General features: G+C 47.9%; 20 protein-coding genes. 2 read left to right on the top strand and 18 right to left on the bottom strand.

The annotated features are described in order from the left end of the window. Position 1: 1 nt before the first annotated feature. On the top strand, positions 2-1,783 hold the full coding sequence (locus DESRU_RS12115; protein WP_013842395.1) for an NADH-dependent [FeFe] hydrogenase, group A6: 1,782 nt from the start codon (positions 2-4) through the stop codon (positions 1,781-1,783). 184 nt (positions 1,784-1,967) lie between these two features. On the opposite strand, the gene DESRU_RS12120 is transcribed toward DESRU_RS12115, so the two are convergent. From DESRU_RS12120 to DESRU_RS12140, 5 genes are read right to left on the bottom strand one after another with little or no spacing between them, the layout of a single operon-like run. Beyond that, positions 1,968-2,837 (bottom strand): DNRLRE domain-containing protein, encoded by an 870-nt coding sequence (locus tag DESRU_RS12120; RefSeq protein WP_143758779.1) that lies wholly within the window; start codon positions 2,835-2,837, stop codon positions 1,968-1,970. Positions 2,838-2,885: 48 nt separating this feature from the next. Beyond that, positions 2,886-4,442 carry a glycosyltransferase gene (locus DESRU_RS12125; RefSeq protein ID WP_013842397.1) on the bottom strand — a complete coding sequence of 519 codons (1,557 nt, stop codon included), beginning with the start codon at positions 4,440-4,442 and terminating at the stop codon, positions 2,886-2,888. Positions 4,443-4,453: 11 nt separating this feature from the next. Continuing rightward, positions 4,454-5,962, bottom strand: coding sequence for a glycosyltransferase (locus DESRU_RS12130; protein WP_013842398.1), 1,509 nt, complete (start codon positions 5,960-5,962; stop codon positions 4,454-4,456). Beyond that, the gene (locus DESRU_RS12135) at positions 5,955-7,703 is read right to left on the bottom strand and encodes a glycosyltransferase (protein ID WP_013842399.1); all 1,749 of its coding nucleotides are present in this window, start codon (positions 7,701-7,703) and stop codon (positions 5,955-5,957) included. Before DESRU_RS12135 ends, DESRU_RS12130 begins: the two co-directional genes overlap by 8 nt. Next, positions 7,700-9,664 (bottom strand): tetratricopeptide repeat-containing glycosyltransferase family 2 protein, encoded by a 1,965-nt coding sequence (locus DESRU_RS12140; RefSeq protein WP_013842400.1) that lies wholly within the window; start codon positions 9,662-9,664, stop codon positions 7,700-7,702. Before DESRU_RS12140 ends, DESRU_RS12135 begins: the two co-directional genes overlap by 4 nt. 121 nt (positions 9,665-9,785) lie before the next feature. Here DESRU_RS12140 and DESRU_RS12145 point away from each other — a divergent pair, with 121 nt between their 5' ends. After that, a complete protein-coding gene (locus DESRU_RS12145; protein ID WP_013842401.1) occupies positions 9,786-10,547 on the top strand; it encodes a DUF6385 domain-containing protein in 762 nt (253 codons plus the stop codon). A 164-nt stretch (positions 10,548-10,711) separates the two neighbouring features. Here DESRU_RS12145 and DESRU_RS12150 read toward each other — a convergent pair whose 3' ends face one another. From DESRU_RS12150 to DESRU_RS12210, 13 genes are all read right to left on the bottom strand, one after another. Next, a complete protein-coding gene (locus DESRU_RS12150) occupies positions 10,712-11,428 on the bottom strand; it encodes a YkgJ family cysteine cluster protein (protein ID WP_013842402.1) in 717 nt (238 codons plus the stop codon). 88 nt (positions 11,429-11,516) lie between these two features. After that, entirely contained in the window at positions 11,517-12,986 is a 1,470-nt protein-coding gene (locus DESRU_RS12155) for an ethanolamine ammonia-lyase reactivating factor EutA (RefSeq protein ID WP_238446285.1), read from the bottom strand. An 8-nt stretch (positions 12,987-12,994) separates the two neighbouring features. Then, on the bottom strand, positions 12,995-13,777 hold the full coding sequence (eutC, locus tag DESRU_RS12160; RefSeq protein ID WP_013842404.1) for an ethanolamine ammonia-lyase subunit EutC: 783 nt from the start codon (positions 13,775-13,777) through the stop codon (positions 12,995-12,997). Further along, the gene (locus DESRU_RS12165; protein ID WP_013842405.1) at positions 13,774-15,156 is read right to left on the bottom strand and encodes an ethanolamine ammonia-lyase subunit EutB; all 1,383 of its coding nucleotides are present in this window, start codon (positions 15,154-15,156) and stop codon (positions 13,774-13,776) included. Before DESRU_RS12165 ends, eutC begins: the two co-directional genes overlap by 4 nt. A gap of 79 nt (positions 15,157-15,235) precedes the next feature. Then, entirely contained in the window at positions 15,236-16,645 is a 1,410-nt protein-coding gene (gene eat, locus DESRU_RS12170) for an ethanolamine permease (RefSeq protein WP_013842406.1), read from the bottom strand. 166 nt (positions 16,646-16,811) lie between these two features. Beyond that, positions 16,812-17,270: a response regulator gene (locus DESRU_RS12175; RefSeq protein WP_013842407.1), complete on the bottom strand. Its 459-nt coding sequence runs from the start codon at positions 17,268-17,270 to the stop codon at positions 16,812-16,814. Next, complete coding sequence (locus DESRU_RS12180; RefSeq protein ID WP_013842408.1) at positions 17,236-18,711, bottom strand: sensor histidine kinase; 1,476 nt, start codon at positions 18,709-18,711, stop codon at positions 17,236-17,238. Before DESRU_RS12180 ends, DESRU_RS12175 begins: the two co-directional genes overlap by 35 nt. A gap of 230 nt (positions 18,712-18,941) precedes the next feature. Beyond that, complete coding sequence (locus DESRU_RS12185; protein ID WP_143758781.1) at positions 18,942-19,505, bottom strand: ANTAR domain-containing response regulator; 564 nt, start codon at positions 19,503-19,505, stop codon at positions 18,942-18,944. Positions 19,506-19,659: 154 nt separating this feature from the next. Continuing rightward, positions 19,660-21,321: a dihydroxy-acid dehydratase gene (gene ilvD, locus DESRU_RS12190; RefSeq protein WP_013842410.1), complete on the bottom strand. Its 1,662-nt coding sequence runs from the start codon at positions 21,319-21,321 to the stop codon at positions 19,660-19,662. 25 nt (positions 21,322-21,346) lie between these two features. Next, complete coding sequence (locus DESRU_RS12195; protein ID WP_013842411.1) at positions 21,347-22,342, bottom strand: C-terminal binding protein; 996 nt, start codon at positions 22,340-22,342, stop codon at positions 21,347-21,349. A gap of 23 nt (positions 22,343-22,365) precedes the next feature. Beyond that, the gene (locus DESRU_RS12200) at positions 22,366-23,001 is read right to left on the bottom strand and encodes a bifunctional 4-hydroxy-2-oxoglutarate aldolase/2-dehydro-3-deoxy-phosphogluconate aldolase (RefSeq protein WP_013842412.1); all 636 of its coding nucleotides are present in this window, start codon (positions 22,999-23,001) and stop codon (positions 22,366-22,368) included. After that, positions 23,001-23,951, bottom strand: coding sequence for a sugar kinase (locus DESRU_RS12205; RefSeq protein WP_013842413.1), 951 nt, complete (start codon positions 23,949-23,951; stop codon positions 23,001-23,003). The genes DESRU_RS12200 and DESRU_RS12205 overlap by 1 nt, the downstream gene beginning before the upstream one ends. A gap of 98 nt (positions 23,952-24,049) precedes the next feature. Continuing rightward, positions 24,050-24,682 (bottom strand): bifunctional 4-hydroxy-2-oxoglutarate aldolase/2-dehydro-3-deoxy-phosphogluconate aldolase, encoded by a 633-nt coding sequence (locus DESRU_RS12210; protein WP_013842414.1) that lies wholly within the window; start codon positions 24,680-24,682, stop codon positions 24,050-24,052. Positions 24,683-24,734 lie beyond the last annotated feature (52 nt).

Below are 24,734 nucleotides of genomic sequence, written 5' to 3' on the forward strand. Positions count from 1 at the left end.
TATGGCAACCGTAACACTAACCATTGACAATGTAAAACTTGAAGTTGAACAAGGTTCAACGATATTGGAAGCTGCTAAAAAAATAGGTATCAATATCCCTACCCTTTGCTATATGAAAGAGATTAACGCCATCGGCGCTTGCCGTATTTGCGTAGTGGAAGTTCAGGGTGCCCGGGCCCTCCAGGCTGCCTGTGTGACTCCTGTAGCCGAAGGCATGGTTGTAAAAACCAATTCCGCCGTAGTTCGTGCTTCGCGCAAGATGACGCTGGAATTAATTCAATCCAATCACCCGCAGGAATGCAACACCTGCTTGCGGAACAATAATTGCGAACTGCAATCCCTGTCTGAGGCAATGGGACTTAAGGAAATTCGTTTTGTAAGACCGGCCCAGAGCCATGGCAGGGACGACATTGATTCTTCGTCTCCTTCCATTATTCGCGACCCCCGTAAGTGCATCCTATGCCGCCGCTGCGTGGCGGTTTGTGAAAAAGTCCAGGGCATTAAGTGCATCAGCGCGGTTAACCGTGGTTTTGAGACCATTGTTGCTCCCCCCTTCAATCAGGGTCTGCTGGATGTTAACTGCGCCATGTGCGGTCAATGCTCCCTGGTCTGTCCCACCGGCGCCATTACGGAAGTGGATGATACCGGGAAGGTTTGGCGCGCCCTGGATGATCCTAAAAAACACGTGTTGGTACAAACAGCCCCGGCGGTTCGTGTAGCCATTGCCGAGGAATTTGGCATGGAACCCGGCACGGTTAGCACCGGCAAACTGGTTGCCGCCCTGCGTCGTCTGGGGTTTGACAGTGTCATGGATACGGATTTCACCGCCGACCTTACCATTATTGAAGAAGGACATGAATTTATTCAACGGGTTACCAGCGGAGGCGTCCTGCCCATGATCACCTCCTGCAGTCCTGGCTGGATCAAATACATTGAAATGTATTACCCTGATTTATTGGCCCACCTTTCCACCTGTAAATCTCCGCAACAGATGTTTGGCGCTCTGGCCAAAACCTTCTATGCGGAGAAAAAGGGCATCGACCCGGGCACCATTGTCAGTGTTTCTATCATGCCCTGCACGGCCAAGAAATTTGAAGCCCAGCGGGATGAATTAAAGGACAGCGGCCACCAGGATGTTGATATTGTACTTACTACCCGGGAACTGGCACGCATGCTTCGTGAAATTGGCATTGACTGGGATAGCCTTCCCGATGAAGAATACGATGCGCCCATGGGTCTTTCCACCGGCGCCGCCGTGATCTTCGGCGCCACCGGGGGCGTGATGGAAGCTGCGGTAAGAACGGTCTACGAGGTTCTCACCAAAGAACCCCTGCCGGACATTAACCTTACACCGGTCCGTGGTATGGAAGGAATCAAGGAAGCCACCCTTAAGGTGGGCGATCTGGATGTAAAAGTAGCCGTGGCCCATACTTTAGGCAACGCCCGTAAACTTTTGGATAAGATTCGGGCTGGAGAAGCCGATTATCACTTTATCGAAGTGATGTGCTGCCCCGGCGGCTGCATTGGCGGCGGTGGCCAGCCCATCCCCACCAACCTGGAAGTCCGTCTCAAGCGCATTGCCGGAACCTATCAGGCCGACGAAGCCTTACCGCTCCGCAAATCCCATGAAAATCCGGCCATCACCGCCATTTATGAAGAATTCCTGGGTGAACCCCTGGGTGAAAGATCCCATCATCTGCTGCACACCCATTATGTTCCCCGTGGGGTCTACCATAAACCGGAAGGTCTGCCGGAAAGAGTCCCCTGCGACGACCACCACTAGGTTTCGCTCGGTCTGATTAAATGAAGTCTGTTGTGCAATTAAGGAGGGCCTGCAGGATGCAGCCCTCCTTACTCTTTTTATTCAACCTTCTTTTCCGGACCAGTCTTTAAAGACACGCCCAAAAGAACTTCTACTCTAAGCAAAGCTCCTAATTTTCTATCCGTGGAAAGACCCTGAAGCAAGCTTATCGGCCCTGCAGCCATATTTTTATTGTGCCGCTGCCGGACTCGGCCGGAACCAGGCGAAAACGAATGCGGACATACCGGGTAAAGAAAGTGCTTACTAAAATATACGACTGTCCCGGAGCCAGCTCAATCTCAGGCTCTTCGTCCATAAACAAAATATTGTCGGCACTATTTTGCAATTTGACCAGTATGTTCTTTGTCCCTATATTATGAATGATATAGCTGTATCTTGAGTAATTCCAAACCTCCTGGGCTTCACTAAAGCCCGGCGTGCTTTGCACAACATAGGTCTCTTCCAGGTTCACTACCGGCCGGGTACAGCCGCCGGAAACCGTGCTGACCTCAAGCAGCGGATGCTTAGCGCTGTCGGGACTGTAGGAGCTATGAAAAAGCGCCACTCCCGGACTGTTAGCCGCTCCCAGGGCCAGTCCGTAATTAGTCCTTTGCCCCAAATGCCATTGCTTTATATATTTGGTAATATCCATGGAAACCATGGTTGTTTCGGAGGGCAGAGGCGCCGTGATTAAACTTTTCGCTAGGGCACAGGGTCTGTTGATAAAACTGGTGGTACACTCAGCAAAGGGTTCCCCGAGAACTCCCAGGGCGATGGCTCCAGGCAGGGCTCCTATAAAAGCAGGATCATACAAATGCAAAATTAGATCGGCGGAAACAATCCTCTCCTCCCTAGGGATGCCGGAAAGATCAAAAAAGATATAGGAAATATAGCGGCTATAAAAAACGGACCCCACACTGGCTTTGCCAGTGGCCAGAAAGGATGGCCGGCACTGGGACTGACCCTTTCTTATGTTAGACACAAAAGTATCCCTCTCCGCGGGAATATTGATCATCGTCATCCTACCACACCCCATGCCTTTTAAAAACTAGGTTAAACCTCCAGCACCAGCAGTACTTCATCTTTATTTTTCCCGTGCCTCCCAGGGCACCAGACGGGGACAGGGGTCCAGAATGGAATCATATTGTTCCTGTATGCCGTAACGTCCCTGGGGATCCAATTCTTTGTAACGGTAATATTTACGAAGGCGATCCTCGGGCCTCATCCAGCCCAGATGTTTAACGCCTAAAGGATGATTTTTGCCCGGTGCGTCTCCAATATTGACAGGAAATCTTCCACAATGCAAAGGGGTTTGTTTCCACTGATAAGCAAACCCGGGGATATACCTTACCATAAAGGGGCGGTAGGTTTTGTGGGCATACCAGTAGCCGTCTTCCCGGAAATGATTCTCCGTCCACATGTCAAAAAGCCGAAAGGCATACCAGCAGACTTCCTTGGTCCGGGCCAGTTCTTTTAATGTTTCCGGAGCATGATCTTCAAAAATTTCATCGGCATCCAAGATCAAGATCCAGTCCGGATTGGTATCAATGGTCATTTGCCAGAGTTGCTTTCTTAAAGAAATTTCATTGTTAAAACAAGAAGCTTCATTGGACTTTATGATTAGGGGAATTCCCTGCAAAAGGTCTTTGCACAGGGCTACGGTATGATCTTCGCTGGCATCGTCCAGAATGACCGCCTGATTGATGTATTCCCGGGCCTGCTGCAAAACTTTTGCCAAGTACCGGCCAGCCTCATTACGAACCAGCATAGCCAGGGTAATCCTGCTCCCCCGTTCCTCCTCTTCCTGGTTCAACGGGGCTTGCGGTCCGGGTGTTGTTGCCCCGGTCATGAGAACCTTCCCTTTATGTTCTTTAAGTGCTGCCAGCTCCGATTCCCGGTAAATATGAAAGGGCGGGAAATGTGTATCTGCATATAACTCTAATCCCAGAGCCACCGCCCGGATGCAAAAATGTCTGTCTTCCCCCCACAAATGAAGGTTGTAGAGCTCACTGAAGGAAACGCCCAGGGCCAGACTTTTGCGGCTGATTAAGGTACAGGCTCCCAATCCCCCGACCTTATAAGTTCCGGGCCGGGATAACATTTCAAGAAACTCCAGGGTCCGCCGGCGAACTTCCTGTTCACTAAACTTCTGACCTCTGGGTGCATGGAACAACTGATATTGATCCGTTAGCCAAACCTGAGGCAAAGGAATGAACCCCGGGTCCCACCGGGTCCAAAATACTTCGGAAACAATGTCCTTTTGGAGAGATACTAAATGTACCAGGGTTTGGGGATGAAGATATAAATCCGAATCCACCAGAAACAAATAATCGTAACCTTCCTCATAAGCCATGGCAATAAACTTGTTTTTAAAATCAGCCACCCGCCAAATCAGTTCCTCACGCCAGTGGTGTGTTTTTTCATCCCGCAGATAAGGATTGTTTGACTCTGCTTTGATAATCCGAACAGCAGGGTTGGCCAGACGAAATGCTTCCAGCAAATGATGATCGTTTTGGTCGTCTATAAATACGAAATCCACCAAAAGATTCTCTTGATGCAAATTACCCAGGGATTCCAGAAACTCTTTTAGGATCGCCTCTTTCTGCTTGACCGGGCTTGCCACCAGCACTCTTTTTTTCATCCCGTCACCCCTTATGAACAAATAAAATCCATTACCAGGGGGCCACTCCGCCACTCCGGGCAGCCTTTGCCAATAACCAGTAAAAGCAGTTGGTGAATTAAACTCCTCATCCGCTCCCCCGCTTGAAAATAAATGCCGTCATATCCTTTCTCCAGCATTGAGGAACAACTGTAAATTTCCCGGACAGCCAGGGCAGCCTCTTCCATAATCCGGGGATCAGCAGACCCTAGGGATACCTTTTTCATTAACTCCAAAAGTTCTCCGGTTAAGTCCGTCCTACTCACCCCGGATTCCGGCGTCAGCGTACCCTGGTAAATTTCCAGCAGTAAAACCGCCAGGGCCAGGGGCTTTTCCCCGGAGCCAGACAAAAACTGCCGAAAGGAATCTTTTTGCTGAACAGACCATCCTTGAATCAGGCTTTTACAATCCAAAAGGATGTTCCCTTTTTGTATGAGCCCCAGGATTTGAGCTAAAGGATAAGTAAAGTCCGTGCTTTTTTTTAGGGCTTGAAGATACATCTTTTCTGCTTGCAAAAAATCTCCGGATAACCTGCAGGCGTCTCCAGCCAGACAAAATGCTTTGGCGTCGGAAAAGATCTTTTTGTCGGTTATTTTTATGACGGCCTGAAAAACCCGGGCTGCCTGGGAATATTTTTTTTGTTTCAGGCAGGCCAGCCCCTTCAGCAACAGCAGATCCCCTTGCACCGGCAGCATGGAGAGGGATTTATCCGTAAAGTTCAATAATTCCTCATAACGTCCCAAGGACCACAAGCCCATGGCCAGATGCACCAAAAGATCTGTAAAATATCCCTCTGCGCCACTCATTTTTACTAAAGCCTTTTCCAGGCACTCAACCCCTTGTTCTACCCGGTTGCCCTGGTAATATTCAAGGGCCAGGGAATATAAAAGGAAAGGATCGTCGGGGCTTCTTGCCAGTTCCCGGAAAAGGATGGAAGTATTACGGTTAAACTTATCTTTTTTTACTATTTCTTGTTCTAAATAGCCGTAATGAAAAACAACCAAAGGCGATACAGCCAGCCCGCTGCCGTTAACCTTTAAAATGGCAGGCGCCACCTGCTCGTGAATCGCCCCTGTAAAGCGGTATTCCGTTTTATTGCGAAACAGCCTTACCACCTTGTCAGCAGAAACCGATGGTCCGCTCTCCTCAAAGAAATTCACAATATCCAGGAAATACCCCTCAACCTCCTCATTGGCCAGCAAGGAATAAAATTCTTTGACTCCGGTGGGTGCCAAAACTTCGTCGGCATCCAGCACCAAAATCCACTGACCGGTGGCTTGCTGCAGGGAAAAATTTCTGGCTTGGGAAAAGTCCCCGGTCCACGGAAAATGAAACACCCTGAAACCTGAATCTCTTGCCAGGGAAACCGTACCATCGGAAGATCCGGTATCCACCACAATCACTTCATGCACCAGATCTTGCACGCTGTGAATACAGGATAAAATACAATGCTCCTCATTCTTGGTAATTAAGCATAAACTTACTTTTAACTCTTCACTCATGGCGCCACTTCACCCATCCGAAGCGGGAGTGGAAACACTCTTGAATTCCCTGTATTTTATCCTTGTAATATTCATCCAGCCAAGATACACCCCCGGTCGCACCCAATAAGCGGTTCTGCAAAATCCCTGTCAGCTTCTTTAAATGATGGCAGCCGACAGCGGGAAGATCCGGTAAATAACGACCGCATAAATCAAAGAGAAGCGAAGCTTCTGTAAACTCCAGACCCTCCCGGTGTTCCTTGGGCTCCAGCGTCAAATCCTGCTGCAGGCGACTGCTTATCTCCAGCAGAACCTTGGCCAGGGGTCTTAATCCCGGGTTCTTCCATAGGGTCAAAGCCAGTTCCCTGCCCTCCTGATAAGCTCCCGACAACCACAAAGCCAGCGCCTTATGCAGGTAAACCTTTTCTAAGAATATACTGTTTTCCGGCAGCAGATCGAAATAGATGAGTCCCCGTCGAAAATCGCCGCAATAAATATGGTACTTTCCCCGTTGGAATAAAATCTCCTCATAAGAATCAGTAGAAACTTCTCCCTCCAGACATTCCCTGGCCATACCGGGACTTCCCAGGGCGAACAACATCTCTGCCAAGGTCAAAGCAATAGGAGGATGGTTAAAAAATTTCTCTCCTTTAAAATAATCAACCGCTCGGCGAGCTCCCTGGTTTCTCAGCAATAATAAGAATAAACTGCCCACGGGATAAAAAAACCGGTGATTTTCCCTGAGGGCCTTTTCGTAACAAGCCTTTGCTTCGGCCTCTTGACCCAACTTTTCATGACAATAGCCCTTATGGTAATAGGCCAAGAAACCTCCGCTGCCCTGCATATGGCTGTAATAAGCCGGCGGAACACCGCATTGGACGGACTGCTCAAGCCATTTAACCGCCAGCTTATACTCCTGCTTCTCGGACAAAGCCAGGCCCGTCAGGTAATAGATATCGGTGTAGTCCGGATAGGCCAGGGCGGCCTCCTGCCCGAGACAAATGGTTTGGTCAAAGCGCCCCATGGCGTTAAGGCAAAGTAATAGATAGCGCAGGGCCGGAGCCCGGACAAGGATATGTTCATCGGTTAGATGACGGTAAGCCTTCTGCAGCAAAGGCAGAGCCCGCCGGGGTTTACCCAGACCAAGCCACTCCACCCCCAGGTAATATTGAAGAAAAGGGTCCTCCGGATTGGCCGCACAGGCTTTTTTTAAGGACGTTAAATTACGTCCTCTTTTACGGTTTCGTTCCTGAGCGGAAACCGGAGTGTGTTGAATGTGCAGGGAATCAACCTGGCCCACCGTCTCTTTTTTCTGAATGACTACTTGCTCATGAATGGGGCCGGTAAAAAAATACTCTTTTTTATTTTTAAACAGGCGAAGCACTAAAAAGCGATTGTACTCTCCCGTTTGCTCGTTAATTTGATAATCCAGCGGCAGCATGTAGGCCTCGATTCGGGGATCCCGGGAAAGAATTTCTTTTAAATGCCCTGTCGGGCAGACCAATCGCTCATCGGCATCCAAGGATAAAATCCATTCTCCTGTGGACTGGCCAATGGCATAATTGCGGGCTTCACTAAAATTTCCCTGCCATGGAAAAGGATATATTTTGTCCGTGTAGCCCGCTGCAATATGCAGCGTGTGATCCGTTGAACCGGTGTCCACGATGACAATTTCATCAACATGATCCTTCACGCTGTCCAGGCAGGCCGCCAAATAATGGGCTTCATTCCTTACAATCATGGCTAAGGTAATGGTACTCATGAAGGACAGACCTCCTCCGGGCAAAGAGTCATTTCACCCTGGTTCCCGTCATGTTCCTTCTTCAGCCTCTTCCTCCATTCTTCATAAAGCTGAATTTGTTGAATATAATATGCCGGTTGGTCCGGGTCCTGCTCAATGGCATAACGGTAATGAAGTTCAGCTTCCGTGAAATTGCCCAGTTCCTGATGGCTTTCCGCCAGAAGAAAATGAACCTCTCCGTTGCGTTTTTGGGTTAAATATTCTTCCGCAAGCTCCACGGCTTTCTCCAGGTAGCCATATTTGCGGTAAAGCAGGATAACGTCCCATTTCCAAGGGGCTAGGCATTCAGGGGCCACTGGTGACAGGATCTCTTCCGCCTTTTGGGGCTCCTTCAGATCAAGCAATCTTTTCAGGATATCCAGCAGAAGAATTATTCCCTCTTCACCCAGGGTTATTTTCCGCTGGGTTTTCCGGTTCTCCTGGGCCTTAACCACCAGTTTTAAAACATTGTCCGTATCTTTTGATAACCCCATCTGACGCAGGGTCTCTACAATTTCACGCACCTTTTTCCTTTTCCCCTGCAGCCAAAAGCAAAACAATTCATTTACTTTTACCTGAGGATAAAGCGTGCTTTCCGCAGTGTAGCCGCTTAATATGCGCAAGGCTTCCAGAAAACGTCTCTCCTGAATCAGGCAGTAGGCCTTTTGAAATAAAAATTCCTCCGACGCTACACCCCATTGCATAAGGTCATTCAAAAAATCCAATGTGAGCCTGTAGGCGTCCTGTTGAAAAAAGATCTCCGCCAATAACAGGGTAGCCTGGGGAGTGCTGAAGTCTAGTACCTTTTTCAAACATTCTCTGGTATATTCAGGATTTAAGCGGGGATCCAGAATTTTTACGATTTTTTCCAGGGACGGTCGAAAATCCGGGTTATCCCTTAGACTCTCAAGATAATAGCGCAGTGCTTCTTCCTGATTTAAAAAAAATTCGGCAATTTCTCCCAGATGATATAGAGAACGGAAACCCCGGACTCCCCCGAAGGAAGCATATTGCGGGGGCTGCTCCGGTAAAGCAACCGCCTGGGAAAAGAGCTCCGTAGCTTTGGCATATTGCTTTAATTCCATGCAGCAGCGTCCCCCATAATAATAAAGGTCCGCATAATCAGGGAAAAACCGCAGTGCCTGACGGATTACCTCCAGGGCCTTAGCCGGCTGCCCGGAGGAAGCATAAGCCATGGTGATGTATCTTAGTAACTTGGGGAAAAAAATGGTTTGTGGATCAATCCCATTGGCTACCTCTATAAAAACCGCTGCAGCTTCATCATATCTTTCGAACCTAAAAAGCTCTACTCCATAATGATAGCGCAGCAAATCATTTTCCGGCTGTTGTTCCAGTTCCCTTTGAATGATTCTCAAATTTCTATTTTTTTTATCCTTTTCATCAATCTGACGGTCTAAATAGCCATAATGAAAAATTTTGATATCATTGGCAATACGGTAAGCTGCCTGTGGGTTCTTCTCCAGGATGACGTCCACCATCTGCTCGTGAATCGCACCCCGAAAACGATATTCCGGCCTGTTTCTAAAAAGCCGGAAGACTAAATCCGGGCAGGTCTCCACCCAGCCCTCTTTTCCGATATAGTTAATAATCTTAATAAAATAACCCTCCACTTGTTCCTCAGCAGTATATTGGACCAGCCTATCCCTGCTTTCCCGGGCCAACTCCTCATCCGCATCTAAAAATAAAATCCAGTCCCCGGTAGCGTACGTTAAGGAAACATTCCGGGCCTCACCGAAATGATCCTTCCAGGTAAAGGAGTAAACCCTGGCTCCCATTTCCCGTGCGATCCGGGGTGTTTCATCCGTTGAACCCGTATCCACCACAATGATTTCATCCACAAGACCCGCAACACTTTCCAGGCACCGTCCGATGTTTTCTTCTTCATTTCTGACAATCATGCATAAACTAACCCGGTTACCCATCTTTGCGCTCCTTCTGTATTTTTTTGTAATAAAATATGCATTTGCGGTGGAACTTTCCACACCTGTCAGAAATATTGTATTAAAGGCATATTTTGCCAATCGTAATAAGGAGGAATAATCAGTGCCCAATTTTAAAATCTTTCAGGACAATCCAGATTACGCCAGGATAAAAATCTACGGCAATAACAATATACCCTTTAACACGGATGCAACCGGAAACCTGGGGATTACATCAGAAGGTCTGGCCGTTACCGCCCCGGTTGGCGGTTTAGCCATTACACCTCCCAGCGAAGGGATGACCATCACATCCACCGGTTTGGCGGTCACTGCTCCGGCCAACGGGCTTACCGTTACCGCCCCGGCCAGCGGTTTATCCATTACGCCCCCTACCGATGGCTTAACCATCACATCCACCGGTCTGGCGGTCACTGCTCCGGCCAACGGGCTTACCGTTACCGCCCCGGCCAGCGGTTTATCCATCACGCCGCCCACCGAAGGCTTACTGATTACCTCTACCGGGTTGGCGGTAACGGGTACTCTGTCGACAACTCTGGCTACCACCGACGTATCCACCGTCATAGCAAACATTACAGACATCGACGGATCTCCTGACGCAACCTATAATGTTTTGGGCATCGCCACCTGGACCTTTGGGGTGGTTAACGAATCCACCGAGGACAACGCGCAGGCTCTGGTTAAGCTCCAGCTCAGTCCGGACGGCACCAATTGGATGGATGATGTCAGCTATACCACCATCAATCAGAACTCCTTGGCAACCTTTGTAGCGACCCCCTTCCTGAAATACGCCAGGTTGTACTATGCAGCCGTTAATGCAGCCAGCGCCGTCACCTTAAACATCTTCTTCCAAGGTCAGACCTCTTAAACACAGCCTAGATCCGGAACTTTCCTTTAGTCAAATAAGGGCTGCTGCAAAAGAACCAAAAGGTTTCTTTGCACAGCCCCTTGGCGCCCAATTATAAATTAGTTTTTGTGACACGCCGTTTCTAATTTTAAAGGGACTGCTAAGCAGTCCCCTTAATGTATTATTTATAACATTTTTCCTATCCCGGCTAAAACTTGCTCATCATTTAAGTGATTTTCCAGCCAGGTAAAGGCATATTTCATCAGTGCTTCATCATCATGCTGAAGGTCCCCGGGCAAATCCTCCGGCTTACAACCCATGACTGTGGGGCCTGTTAAAAGCATTTTCCTGAAACGATCCAAATCGTAACAGGCGATAAAGATCATGTCCATCCGAACCTTCTCCAGAAATGGGTCCTTTAACGCTTTTATCTTTAAAGGAATCCCGCCAAATAAATCTTCGGTTTCATTATAAATTTCAAGCCCCTGGTTGTCCATCCATCCCTTCACGGTCCATTCCCGGGCTTCTTTTAAACCATGGCAACGGGAAGGTTCAAAGGCAATGCCATATTCTCCTTTACCCCGGACTTCCACCGGAGCCATTCTGCAGGACCAGGGACGCACAGAATATACCTGGCACCCGTAATCGGTAATAAAAGGACAAACCAGGTTATCTTCCCTCATCTTTAATACCACCACCGGAAATCCGGAACCGGGCACCCTTAAAACGTGAGTATGCCGCTCCAGAAATTCGCCCGATGACAACCCCAATTGATTTTTCATGCGCAGTACGTCATAAGGAGTCAAAAAAATATTGATGTCCCTGCAGCATTGTTTAAAACATGCCAGTTGTTCGTGGCAGGAAAAACGAAATGTACCGTTGATGGTTAAGTTTTGGCCCATAAAACTGCTCCTCTACCTGTTTATCTTTTTATTTATTATAGCACAATCCTTAACCTAACACAGACAGGCAGGGAAATAAAAGGATTCTTTACGGATCCCTTTCAAAAATCAATGTTTTGATCACCACCGGAACGGTGCTCCCATCCATAATGGGAATTCCGATGTCAATGTAGTCGCCGTCCTCCACACGGATTTGATCTAAACAGATAACATCACACCTTTTTCTCGTTAATAGAACCCTTAAAGACTGTCCCAAAACTTTGGCGCAATCTTCTTCCAGTATTAAAACCAAGGGTTGTGACTTGGCATAGTCCTTTGTAACCTGGATAATCACGGCTGCAATTTCCTGTATTTTTTTAAAGCCAACTCTACCAAGACCTTTTAAAGCGATGGCAACGGGTTCTTGAAATCCTTCCGACCTGTAAGGCCATAATTGCCCTGCCAAGCCCTGGCTCATCTCCACTTGACTTAGCGGCACTTCGTCCGGAAAGGGCTTTATCACCGGAATGTTGCGCATGGGCAGCCGTTCAGGTGCAATATCGATGGTGCTGCCGCTTAAGTTCATAGTATGGGAACCTGCCCCAATAACCGTAGCCCGGAGGGTCTCTCTGGGCCTGACCAATTGCCAGGATTCATGATCAAAGTTTTCTTTAATGGCCCGTCCCAATAATGGGCCAATATCTCCAAAACGGCTACACTCTTGAACATTCCGGATTTCCTTCCCGGAATAAATAAAATCAGCCACGCCTCCGGAAAAGGTAACATAATGAATCGGGTAGTCCAGCCGAAGAGAGGGCCCCATGAGGATGCGGCTGGTCACGGGAGGCAGTAATCCGGGCTTTAATAAATTTCTGATTGCCCTGGCCATGTTTACGGTTAGGGCTTTAAGGGCTTCCAACTCTAATCCTTTTCCTACTTCCCAGCACTGTCCCCCTTCTTCCAGGATAATCTTTGCGGCAGGGGCCAAATATTGGATGAATTCTCCACCGGGATCCAATTCCACCAAACGTCCGCCTATATTGACACAGGTAGCATCAATGACTCTCCCTTCCCTAAACACCGCCAGATTGGAAGTTCCTCCACCCACATCGATATTCAGAACCACCCGGTGAAATTCGGAGGACATGGCGGCTGCTCCGGCACCCCTGCCGGCCAGAACCGATTCCAGTAAAGGCCCGGCGGTAGCGACCACGAAATTTCCGGCATAACCGGCCAGGGCCTCGGACAGACTCCTGGCGTTTTCTTTTTTTGCGGTTTCGCCGGTGATAATCACCGCTCCGGTATCCACCTGCTCCGGGCCAAGCCCGGCCTTTTGATATTCCCGAGCAATGATTTCGGTAACCCCCTGGGCGTCAATCCTTTCTCTAGTCAATAGCGGGGTAAAATAAACCTCACTGCGGTAAAGGATTTCTTTGCCTGTGATCGACATGTGGGGAACCATTGAACCGGGAGCTGTGTTGCATACCGATATGCGGCTGACAACCATTTGGGTGGTGGTAGTACCCACGTCAATACCCACACTGGTCATTTCCTCCATCTGCTTGGCCGTACTTAGCACCTCCTTGCTTACTGTAAGGCAAGCTTAACCCCACTGGCTTTCGCATCGTACATTTTCTTTAATACGGTGGCCAGATGAGCTCCCGCCTCCGCGGGAGGCGTACCTCCTTTGTGAATGTTGGAAACCACCGTGTGGTCTGCCATCAAGGTATCTTGATCGGGCTTATAAATCATGTACGCACTCATGCTGGCGGAAGTCCCCAAGCCGGGTCTTTCGCCCACCAGCAGTACAACCACCTCAGCCTCCAGGGCTACGCCGATAACATCCATAACCGCCACTCGCCCATATTTTACAAAAATATCGGTACCCACTTTCAGATCATAAGCCGCCAGTCCCTGCTTAAGGGCCGGCAGAATGTCTTCTAAATTAGCTTCAATGGCTTTAGAGCTTAGACCATCGGCAATGATGATCTGCACCTGAGGTTGAAACAAGCATTCTTGGCGAATTTTCTCCAATTCCTCTTCTGAAAGCACTCTGCCTAAATCCGGCCGGGTTAAATACTGGTCTTTATTCTTAACCTTGGTCTGAACCCTAACCAGATTAAAATCCGCTAAAAATTCTTCGCTAACTTCCTTAAATACGGAATCTTGGGCGGTGGCGTGGTCCGCCCTGAAGCGAAGCAGCGTTCTGGTGAGCGGCCTGGGACCGCTGCGCCAAACACCGATTCTGGCAGGAGTGCTTTGCTTGAAAAACTCCAGAGCAGCCCGGTCTTTGGGTTCAGGTATTAATATTTCCTTTTGCAAATCTACTGCCGCCAGGTCTTCCATCCCTTGGGCTTCCTTTTCATTCATTTAACAGCACTCCCTTGGCGGGTGAATATGGAAGGATCTCCTGCCTTTGGCGTAAGGCAGCCCTTTTCCATTAACCCCATCTTCTCCATCCACTTTTCAAATTCAGGCAGGGGGCGCAGACCCATTAACTGACGTAAGGTGGCTGCATCATGAAAACTGGTGCATTGATAATTCAACATCACATCGTCGCCCATGGGAATTCCCATAAAATAATTTACGCCGGCCGATGTGAGTAAAACCGCAAGATTCTCAATATCATTCTGATCCGCTTTCATGTGATTGGTGTAACAGGCGTCAACCCCCATGGGAACGCCGGTGAGCTTGCCCATAAAATGATCCTCCAACCCCGCCCGGATTACCTGCTTGGCATCATACAAATATTCCGGACCGATGAAACCCACCACGGTGTTAACCAGGAAGGGCTGGAATTGTTTCGCTAAACCGTAACAACGAGCCTCCAGCGTCACCTGATCTACATCCTTATGGGCATCGGAAGAGAGCTCCGAGCCCTGGCCGGTTTCAAAATACATGATGTTGGGGCCGGTACCGCGGCCATACTTCAGACCGATCTCTCTTGCTTCCTTTAAAATGGCCACATTAATACCAAAGGCGTCGTTGGCAGCCTGTGTTCCTGCCAAACTCTGGAAAATAAGATCCCCCGGCGCCCCTTTTTCAATGGCCTTCATCTGGGTTGTTACATGGGATAATACACAGACCTGGGTGGGTATCTCCCACTGCTGTACGAAATGATACATGGTTTCCAGCGATCGGGTGGTGCTGGCTACCGTATCCTCCACAGGGTTTAGGCCAATCAAGGCATCGCCTACCCCATAGGTTAAGCCCTCCCGCATGGAACTCAGAATTCCTTCGGGACGATCCGTAGGATGATTGGGTTGTAAGCGCATGCCCAGGCAGTTAACCAACCCGTTGCTGGTATTGCAGTGGGCCGTGACCGGCACTTTCTTTGCTCCATAAATCAGGTCCAGGTTAGACATGAGCTTGGCCACGGCGGCCACCATTTCGCTGGTTAAACCTCTGCTGACCCGGCGGATACCATTGGCATCCGCAGAATCACAGAGTATGAATTCCCTCAGTTGTCCCACGGTCCATCCTTTAATATCGTTATAAACCGACTGGTTGATCCCGTCGTAAATGGTTCTTGTAACTTCATCCTCTTCATAGGGTATAACCGGGTTGTTATAAATATCTTCCAAAGTAAGCTCACTCAATACAATTTTGGCCGCTACCCGCTCCCCGGCGGATTTTGCCGCTATACCGGCCAAAACATCCCCTGATTTCTCCTCATTGGCTTTAGCCAGCACCTCCCGAATATCCCGGAAAGAAAAAATCTGTCCAAAAAGCATGGTCTTCAACTTCATTCACTGTTCCTCCCCCGCTGCCATCCGGCATAGGCATGGTGGATGTTCCGGCAGCTACGGGCTACCGGAACATCAAACACTAGCCTAACTCTTCTTCCGCTTTCTTCAGGATAGCAAACTCTTCTTCCGGCGCCTTGGCTACCAAGTGATGGCGACTGTAAAAGGCAAAATAAGCTACAAAGATTGCGTAGACCAATGCGGTCCAGAGAATTACCTTGGGAGCGTAAAAGAAACCGGCGAACAAAGCAATTATGGCCAGCACCAGAGCAACATAGGGAGTCACCGGATAACCGGGAACCTTATAGGGTCTGTTCATATTGGGCTGTTTTTTTCTTAAAACAATGGCTGAAAGCATCATCATAATATAAGAGATCACCGCGCCAAATACCGCAATTTGAATTAAAACGTCACCATTCCCCAGGATAGCGCCTACGATACCGATGGCGCCGCCCGCCAGCAGGGCCACATGAGGGGTGCGGAAACGGGGATGAACCTTTGAAAGTCCCTGCGGCAGGTAACCTGCTCTGGATAAAGCGAAGATCGCCCGCCCGTAACCAAATATAATGCCATTGAAGCTGGCAATCAGACCGGCTAAGCCGATCAGCGCCAGTCCTTTAACGGACCAGTGAGCCTGACCCAGGGCCATGGACAGAGCTTCCGGCAGAGGACTGTCCGATTGCCCCATGACTTCGGCACCCCCAAGACCCACTGCTAAAAATAAAACTAAGAAACCTGTAATAACCAAAGTGGCAATGGAAGTAAGCAAACCCTTGGGCATATCTTTTGCCGGATTTTTACATTCCTCGGAAACAAGGGGTAAACCTTCAATGGCTAAAAAGAACCAAATGGCATAGGGAATGGCAGCCCAAATCCCCAGCCAGCCCATGGGTAAAAACGCTGTATTGCCTGCTGTGGGAGCAATTTCCCAGACTTTGCTGATATCAAAATGAGAGAAACCTACCAAGCCAAAAATAGCCAGACCAATGACGGCAATAGATGTAACGGCCAGTTCAAAATTTAGAGTTGTTTTTGCCCCCAGGGTGTTCATAGCCAGAAAGATGCCGTAAAATCCTACTACCCACAGCCAATCAGGAACACCCGGTATCAAAATATTTACATAGCCAACAATTCCGTTAACAATAACGGCGGGTGCCAAGACATATTCCAGGACGACGCCAATCCCTGCCAGATACCCTCCCCAAGGACCCATAGAGGCACGTCCAAAGGCATAGGCCCCGCCGGCAAAGGGAATGGCGGTTGCCAGCTCGGCGATGGTCAAACACATGGTAATATACATAATGGCCATTAAAATGGTGGCGATAAATAAACCCCAAAATCCACCGGCAGCGACACCAAAGTTCCAACCAAAATAATCGCCGGAGACAACATATCCCACTCCTAATCCCCAAAGCAGCAGGGGTCCGGCACATCTCTTCAATTGTTGGTTTTCCGTAATGTTTGTGTTTACACTGCATCCTAGTTCGCTCATACATTTTGCTCCTTTTCTTTTTGCCTTCTATAAGGAAACACTGCTCGCGGGTCCGGCATCACCTCCAATCTTTATAAATAAAAAAATCCATATAAAGTGGATAGAGATGAAATGCTCCCACCTTATATGGACCTCCTTGCCCAAGTTATTTTATTTTTGCTGAAATTTATCCCCGGCCTTTCAATCTTTCCAGGTAAATATTCCTGTCCAGGGTTTTCTTCAAAACCACTTTCTTTTGTTTTAGCGCCAGATAATCTTGGTATCTGGCATAGCCGATCCGCAGAGCAGGCTCAAGCTCTTTTTCAGTAACCGGTTTGGTAAGATAGCCTATTACCCCGGCATCCATGGCCCGCTTCACCATTTCTTCCTCATTATAGGCCGTTAATAAAAGAACCGCACAGAGCTTTTGTCCGGCAATCAGTTTAGCCACCTTTATGCCGTCTAATTTATCCATTTTAACATCCAGGATGGCCAGGTCCGGTTTAAGGGTATAAACTAAATCTAAAGCGGCTTTACCGTTTCCGGCTTCTCCCACCACCTGATGGCCGAGGTCGGTAAGCAATTCCTTAAGATCCATACGAATTAAAATTTCATCGTCTGCCACAATGATCCGTAACGGTTTCATTCTTTTCCGCCCCCCACTTCGGAAACTCGATCTCCACCACAGCACCGGCATCGTTGTACATTTTTATTTTCCCTCCCAGGCTCTCCGATACTAAAGCATGGGTGATCTGAAGCCCCAAATGGGCATTGGTTTCTTTATTAAACCCATTGGGAAAGCCTTTGCCATTATCACGGATAACTAACTTGATATGATGCTCCGCTTCCTCAACCAAGACAAAAATTTCCCCTTCCATTTGATGCGGAAAGGCATGCTTCAATGAATTTTGCAGAAGTTCATTGGCTACAATGGAGGTTGGTGTGGCTTGATCCGAGGTTATACGAAAGGCACTGCCACGCACCTCAATAGTAATTTTCTGTTCCGGGGAGAGCATGCTTTGGGTCAATATATTTCCTATGCGCTGCAGACACTCTTTTAATTCAATGGATTCCGATGTGTCTCTGGAGATAATATCATGAACCAGCGCGATGCAACTGATTCGGTTAATACTTTCTTGAAAGGCGGCGCTAACCTCCTTATTTTTCACTCTTCTCATTTGCAGCCTCATCAGGCTGGCGATGGTCTGCAAATTATTTTTAACTCTGTGATGGATTTCCTTAATGGCGACGGATTTGGCAATAAGCTGCTTTTCTTTCTTTCTTAATTCAGTAATATCCTTTAACAGGTAAACCGTTCCGCGAACTTCCGTCCCTTCAATAATCGGCAGTGATCTTACAAGGACCGTGTCACCCTGTACATTCAGTTCCTGAGCGTCAAAATCCTTAGAAAATATGGGTTCCAGTTCAGGTACCTGATGGATTAGCTGGTCTATATCAATGCTCACCGGATTAAGACCTTTAGTTAGCCCTAAAAGCAATTTGTGAGCCACATAATTCGCGTAAACAATCTTTTTTCTTGCGTCTACAATGAACAAGGCGTCATGAATGAGTGTTGGCAGAACTTCTCCCACCTCTGTTTGACTCAGCAGTGTATCGGTAAGTTTTTGTGTGGTTTTAGAAAGAAACTCCATGGTCTTTTCCTGGCGCACCTGAACCGAATTATCCCTTTCCATAATGAGCACACCAATAGACTTGTTCAATTCATTTTTTATGGGAATCACGGTCTGGCTTATGGGATAACCTTCCTGGCTGGTACCCTGCATATTCGGTACCGGTTCTCCCGTTTCAAAGGTTTGGAATACAGCCGGTTCATTACACTGAATGGCCTGTTGTCCCACCACACTGCCCTTGTATAGCGACCGGGCCGTGCCAGGCTTGGCCTCTGCAACAACCACGGCAATCCCGGCTTCCCTGGTAAGAACATCAATAAAAATATCTGCCCCTGCCAAATCCGCAAAGTGCTGTAAGTTCCTTTGTAAATGGTATAAAACAGAAATATCTTCTTTACTTAATGCCGTTTGCTCTTGGCATAAACTGACCAGCGCTTCCCCAGGCTCCTTTTGCATTGATCTCAACCTTTCAGCTACCCGCTTTAGCACTGACAATTACCCATTCATTGCTTTCTTCCAGATACATTAATAAAAATAAAAGAAGCCTAAGATTTCCGTAGATTATTTTCTACGGCAATCCAGGCTTCTTTGCCTTTCAACCAGTCATGGTTGTCATTTATAATTGATTATGTTTACTTATTCGCTATCATTTCATACTTTTCCTGCCCATTAGAAATGTATACAATTTAGTTTTGATTCAGCATCTCTTTGGCCACAGAACCCATGCTTTTATGCTGATCCATACTGATTTTTCTTAAGTACTGATAGGCTTCTTCCTCACTGCAGCCAAGCTTTTTTTGTAAAAGGGTTTTGGATCTTGATATGATTTCCCTGTCCGCCACCGCCGTGGAAAGTTTTCGTACCTCTCTATTAAGCCTACTCAGTTCCTGAAACCGGTGCCGGGCGATCATCAGGCAGGGGCCTAGCTTTTCCTTATCCACCGGTTTGGTTAAATAACCCAGTGCTCCACAGGTTATTGCCTCTTCAATGGTTTCAGGATCACAGTAAGAGGTCAAAAGAACCACCGGAGCCAACATCCTCTTGACAATTTCCCGGGTTGCTCCCAAACCGTCGGTTCCTGTCATCATTTTTATATCCATTAAAATGATATCGGGTTGCTGCTTTATGGCCAGCTCCACTGCGGCTTTCCCATGACGGCATTCCGCCACAACCTGATGATTTAGTTCCTTCAGCATATTCCTAATATCCATGCGAATAATTGGCTCATCTTCAGCAATAACTACTTTCATCTGTCTCACCGCCAATGATATCCGTTTGTCTATCAATTTATCACTATCGTTACATCCTGGCAATCCCTTTCACAGACGAATACTGTATTCTTGTTAATGGAAACAATAACAAAGGGGTTGTTGCACTAACAGCGCCTTTTTGTCCACTCAACTGTCAAACCCTAATAATAGCCCCTTTATCGGCTGATTCTGTAATGCGTGCATATAGAGCCAGATAGCCCCTGGTTACCCTAGGAGCAGGGGCTTGCCATTTTTCCTGCCTTACCGCAAGCTCTGTGGGGGAAATTGCGATATTTAACTGGCGGTTGGGGATATCAATATCAATGGAATCCCCTTCCTGAACCAGTGCCAATGGTCCGCCTTCCATAGCCTCGGGTGAAATATGCCCCACAAAACAACCATTGTTCGAACCGGAGAAACGTCCATCGGTGATTAAGGCTACTTTCTTAGCTAACCCCATACCAACCAACAGTTTCATAGGCTTAAACATTTCCGGCATGCCCGGACCACCCTTGGGACCTTCATAGCGAATGACAACAACATCACCTGGTTGAATCTTTCCTGCTTCAATTGCCTCTATGGCCAGTTGTTCACTGTCAAAGACCCTGGCTGGCCCGCAAAATTTCAAAAGTTCCGCAGCTATGGCTGCAGGTTTGGTTACTGCCCCATTGGGGGCCAAATTGCCCTTAATTACCGCCAAACCACCGTTTTCGTGGAAGGGCTCTGACATGGTCTTGATAACCCGACTGTCTTTAATAACGGCAGTTTGCACATTTTCCAAAACTGTTTTCCCTGTGACGGTTAAACAATTTGTATTTAACACTGGCGCCAGTTCCTTCATCACTGCGGGGACACCACCGGCAACATGGAAATCAGCTAGATCATATTCACTGGCTGGCATAATTCCCGCTATATGAGGTGTTCCCTGACTTAACTCATGAAACCATTCCAGGTCATAATCCACCTTCGCCTCGTAGGCAATGGCCGGTATATGTAGTGCCACATTGGTTGACCCACCGATGGCAGAGCTTACCCGAACCGCATTGGCCAGAGATTCTTTGGTAATGATCTGACCGGCTGTAATACCCCGTTTTATTAAATCTACAATGACACGACCGCTTTGCTGGGCGGCCCTGAACCTACTGGCATCCACTGCAGGGATGGTAGAACTACCGGGTAAGGCCATACCCATTGCCTCGGCCAAACAGCACATTGTATTGGCGGTACCTAACATGGCACAGGAACCAGGTCCCGGGCAGGCACAATTTTCTAACTCCTTATACTCGGCCAAGGTCATTTCCCCAGCCTTTAAGGCACCCAAACTCTCCTGCACTATGGAACTGTCGGTGTCTTTGCCCTGGAAGTGCCCGGGCAGCATGGGCCCACCATTGACAAAGATCGCTGGTAGATCTAGTCTGGCCGCAGCCATGAGCATACCAGGGACAATCTTATCGCAGGAACCTAATAACACCATGCCATCGAACCGATGGGCCTGAATCATCATCTCAATATCATTGGCAATTAAGTCCCTGGTCGGTAAAATATACCTCATTCCTTCATGACCCTGGGCAATTCCATCACATGCAGCGATGGTACCAAACTCCACAGGGGTACCGCCAGCCTCCCGAATACCCGCTTTAACTGCTTCACTTACTTCCCGTAAGTTATAATGGCCGGGAACTACGTTATTCCAAGAGTTAACCACTGCCACCAGTGGTTTATCCAAATCCTCATCGGTATAACCCATCGATTTGTAGAGGGAACGGTTTAGGGCCCAGTCGGGGAAATGAAGAATTTCTTTACTACGGTGAAACAATGCTGGCGACCCCCTTTATTTTCGATTATGGACGTTCTTTTAAATTTACTTTTCCTTTAATTTCTTTGTTTACGAGATTCCTGGGGTAGTAACCTTGCAAAACTTCAGCCACCCCCTGGGCTGCTTTGATTTGCAGATCCGTGCCGGCTTCTTCGGAGTACCAGGCCACGTGGGGATTTAGAATGACATTATCCATCTTTAACAGGGGACTTTCTGAACGTACTGGTTCAATCTCTAGGACATCCAGACCAGCACCGGCAATCCAACCCTCTTGCAGGGCTTTAACCAGTGCCTCCTCATCAATAACAGGTCCCCGTCCGGTATTTATGATAAAGGCTGATTTTTTCATCATTTTAAATTCTTTTTCACCAAGCAGATGTTCAGTCTCTGCATTTAAAGGGGCGTGCACGGAAATAAAATCTGAGGTCTGCAATAGCTCTTCTAAACTTACTTTTTTAACGCCAAACTGCTCTGCCACTGCATCGGGAATATAGGGATCAAAAACCAAGAGATTCAAGCCAAAGGCCTGGGCTTTTTTGGCCAGGGTTTGGGCAATCCTGCCAAAACTAATTAAGCCTAGATTTTTGCCTCTGAGACGGTAAACGGGTACAGATACCTTATAGTCCCAATTCCCTTTTTTGACTTCATTGTTCATTAATACAGTTTTTCGGACACAGGCTAAAAGCAGAGCCATGGCATGATCGGAAACTTCATCCATACAGTAGTCAGGTACGTTTACCACACAGATACCCTTCTCTGTGGCAGCAGCCAGATCCACTGTGTTAATCCCCACACCATAACGTCCAATAACTTTGCACCTGTCCAAAGCCTGAATAACCCTTGGCGTCAGTTGTGCGTACTGATTCAGTAAGCCATCTGCATCTTTGCAGGCTTCTATCAGTTCTTCCTCTGTTTTGCATTGGGCTGGCACCAGACTAACCCCTATTTGTGCTAATACTTCTTCCTCATACTTAAGGGTAGAATATTCGTAGTCGGTTACCACAACTTTTAGATTTGACATCTTAGTCACCCCGCTAGGTTTTTTTATAATCTGGCATTGCGAACTAGTTCCACTAATTGACTAGCCTTCTCCGTAATATAGCTCCAATTACCTTCCGCTATAACCTGTTGGGAAGCCAGAGACCCACCAACACCCAAGGCCAGGCAGCCAGCCTTAATGAACTCGGCTGCGTTATTTACATTAATACCGCCGGTGGCCATGATCGGAATATGACCCAATGGTCCACGAATATCTTTAATATATTTTGCCCCCAGGGTGCTGGCTGGAAAGACCTTCACCATGTCAGCCCCGAGTTCATAGGCTCGAACAATTTCCGTGGGAGTCATTGCCCCTGGGGCAACTGGTTTGCCGTAACGCTTGGCCACAGTAATAACATCTGGCTGCAGGCTGGGGGAAACAATAAACTGCGCTCCGGACAAAATGGCTAAGCGAGCAGTTTCACCATCCAGCACAGTACCTGCCCCGACAATAAATGTTCCTGCCATTTCCGAGGCAACCTTCTTTATTACCTCCAATGCCCCTGGCGTCTCGACGGTAATTTCAATGCTATTAATGCCGCCAGCTTGCAAAGCCTTAGCCAAAAGAATGATTGTCTCCGGTTGGCTACCCCGAACCACTGGTATAACGCCAACTTTCGTTAATCCAGCAAAACCATTCATTATCGATCAACCCCTTCTTTATAGCCCCTAAATACAGCTACCTCATCCATCGTAGGCAACCCTTCCACATCGCCGATTACTGTGGTGGCCATGGCCCCCACTGCATTGCCCAGTTTAACTGCTTCCTCCATGGGGTAACCTTTTAACAGGCCTGCAATAAAGCCCGCTGCAAAACCATCACCTGCACCAATGGGATCCACCACCTTATCAATGAGATAGCCCCGAACCAATTTATGCTCTGTGGGGGTTGCATAATAGGCACCCTTCTTACCCAGCTTGACCACAACCTTCTGGACCCCTAAAGCCAAAAATTGAGCAGCAATTTTTCCCGGGTCGGTCTCGCCTAAGAGGATTTCACCTTCGCTAACCCCTGGTAAAATAATATCTGAACTGGCAGCTAATTCCATTATCACCTGACGTGCCCTATCTTTCTCCCATAACTTCAGGCGAATATTGGGATCTAAACATATGGCTACACCCCGTCTTTTAGCTATTGCGATAGCCTCTTTGATAGTCTGGTGGCAAGACTCGCTCAGTGCCGGCGTAATGCCGCTGATGTGCAGTATCTTAGCCGAACCAATATAGTCGGCATCAAGATCTGCCGGTGACATCCGGCTGGCCGCTGAATCTTTGCGGTAATAATAAACTTTACTTTCCCCGTATTCCCGCCGCTCTTTGAAGTACAAGCCGGTGGGGGCCGAGACATCAAATTTTACCTGGGATGTATCCACACCCTCACCCTGAATAAAGGAAAGTACATATTTACCAAACTCATCATTGCCCAGTCGGCTAATCCACCCGGCACTGCGTCCTAATCTAACCACACCGATGGCAAAATTGGATTCTGCACCACCAATTTGTTTAGTAAACTGACTAATATATTTTAATGGTCCTGAGCTTTCGGGGTTCATTAAAACCATTGTTTCACCTAATGTAACAACCTCTGGCATAATCTTCACCTACCTGTTTCGTAAAAGCGCCCATTACTATAGTTGCTTTTAGCTTTTAGTCTTTAGCCATTAGCTTTTAGATAGTTGGCTAATGCTAACTAGGCACGCTCCTGTCTAACTGTCTGTACAACTTGAATATATTCCTTAGCCCTTGCTACAACCTTCTTAGTTCCCCCTTCAGCCATGGCTTTGAACAAATCCGTGGTTCCTAGGGAAGTCACCCCAGCCCTTAAAAAATCAGCAGCATTGTTTATATTTACCCCACCCACCGCCATCATCTGGGTCTGGGGATAAGGTCCTAAAATATTTTTAAAATATTGGGTTCCCAGCACTCCGGCGGGAAATATTTTTACCATCTTAGCTCCCCAGCGGATGGCCTGAATAACTTCCGTGGGGGTCATTGCTCCTGGTACCACTGGCCTGCCATATAGATTTCCCACCTCAATAACTTCCTGCGAAAGATGTGGACTAAGAATAAACTGAGCACCCGCGGCAATCACCAGGGAGGCTGTTTCTTTATCCAAAACGGTACCTGCCCCCACAAACATTTCCTTGCCAAAGTAGGCCCTGAGCTGACTAATCATGTCAATGGCCCCGGGGGTGTTGCAGGTCACCTCCACCGCCTTTATGCCCCCTTCCTGTAGGGCACTTACCAAAGGAATCAATTCTTCTTTTTTAACACCACGAACGATGGAAACCACTCCGGTTTCCTTTACACAATCAAAGTTCACCTAAGTTCACCTCATATCTTCAGCTAATCGACCTCATATATTTCACCATGTA

Origin of the sequence: Desulforamulus ruminis DSM 2154, from assembly GCF_000215085.1 — a bacterium.
GTDB classification, from domain to species: Bacteria; Bacillota; Desulfotomaculia; order Desulfotomaculales; family Desulfotomaculaceae; genus Desulfotomaculum; species Desulfotomaculum ruminis.

Coding starts and splice junctions, on each gene's coding strand:
- DESRU_RS12115 (WP_013842395.1), top strand. CDS start 2: ATGGCAACCGTAACACTAACCATTGACAATGTAAAACTTGAAGTTGAA.
- DESRU_RS12120 (WP_143758779.1), bottom strand. CDS start 2,837: ATGGGGTGTGGTAGGATGACGATGATCAATATTCCCGCGGAGAGGGAT.
- DESRU_RS12125 (WP_013842397.1), bottom strand. CDS start 4,442: ATGAAAAAAAGAGTGCTGGTGGCAAGCCCGGTCAAGCAGAAAGAGGCG.
- DESRU_RS12130 (WP_013842398.1), bottom strand. CDS start 5,962: ATGAGTGAAGAGTTAAAAGTAAGTTTATGCTTAATTACCAAGAATGAG.
- DESRU_RS12135 (WP_013842399.1), bottom strand. CDS start 7,703: ATGAGTACCATTACCTTAGCCATGATTGTAAGGAATGAAGCCCATTAT.
- DESRU_RS12140 (WP_013842400.1), bottom strand. CDS start 9,664: ATGGGTAACCGGGTTAGTTTATGCATGATTGTCAGAAATGAAGAAGAA.
- DESRU_RS12150 (WP_013842402.1), bottom strand. CDS start 11,428: ATGGGCCAAAACTTAACCATCAACGGTACATTTCGTTTTTCCTGCCAC.
- eutC (WP_013842404.1), bottom strand. CDS start 13,777: ATGAATGAAAAGGAAGCCCAAGGGATGGAAGACCTGGCGGCAGTAGAT.
- DESRU_RS12165 (WP_013842405.1), bottom strand. CDS start 15,156: ATGAAGTTGAAGACCATGCTTTTTGGACAGATTTTTTCTTTCCGGGAT.
- eat (WP_013842406.1), bottom strand. CDS start 16,645: ATGAGCGAACTAGGATGCAGTGTAAACACAAACATTACGGAAAACCAA.
- DESRU_RS12175 (WP_013842407.1), bottom strand. CDS start 17,270: ATGAAACCGTTACGGATCATTGTGGCAGACGATGAAATTTTAATTCGT.
- DESRU_RS12180 (WP_013842408.1), bottom strand. CDS start 18,711: ATGCAAAAGGAGCCTGGGGAAGCGCTGGTCAGTTTATGCCAAGAGCAA.
- DESRU_RS12185 (WP_143758781.1), bottom strand. CDS start 19,505: ATGAAAGTAGTTATTGCTGAAGATGAGCCAATTATTCGCATGGATATT.
- DESRU_RS12195 (WP_013842411.1), bottom strand. CDS start 22,342: ATGTCAAATCTAAAAGTTGTGGTAACCGACTACGAATATTCTACCCTT.
- DESRU_RS12200 (WP_013842412.1), bottom strand. CDS start 23,001: ATGAATGGTTTTGCTGGATTAACGAAAGTTGGCGTTATACCAGTGGTT.
- DESRU_RS12205 (WP_013842413.1), bottom strand. CDS start 23,951: ATGCCAGAGGTTGTTACATTAGGTGAAACAATGGTTTTAATGAACCCC.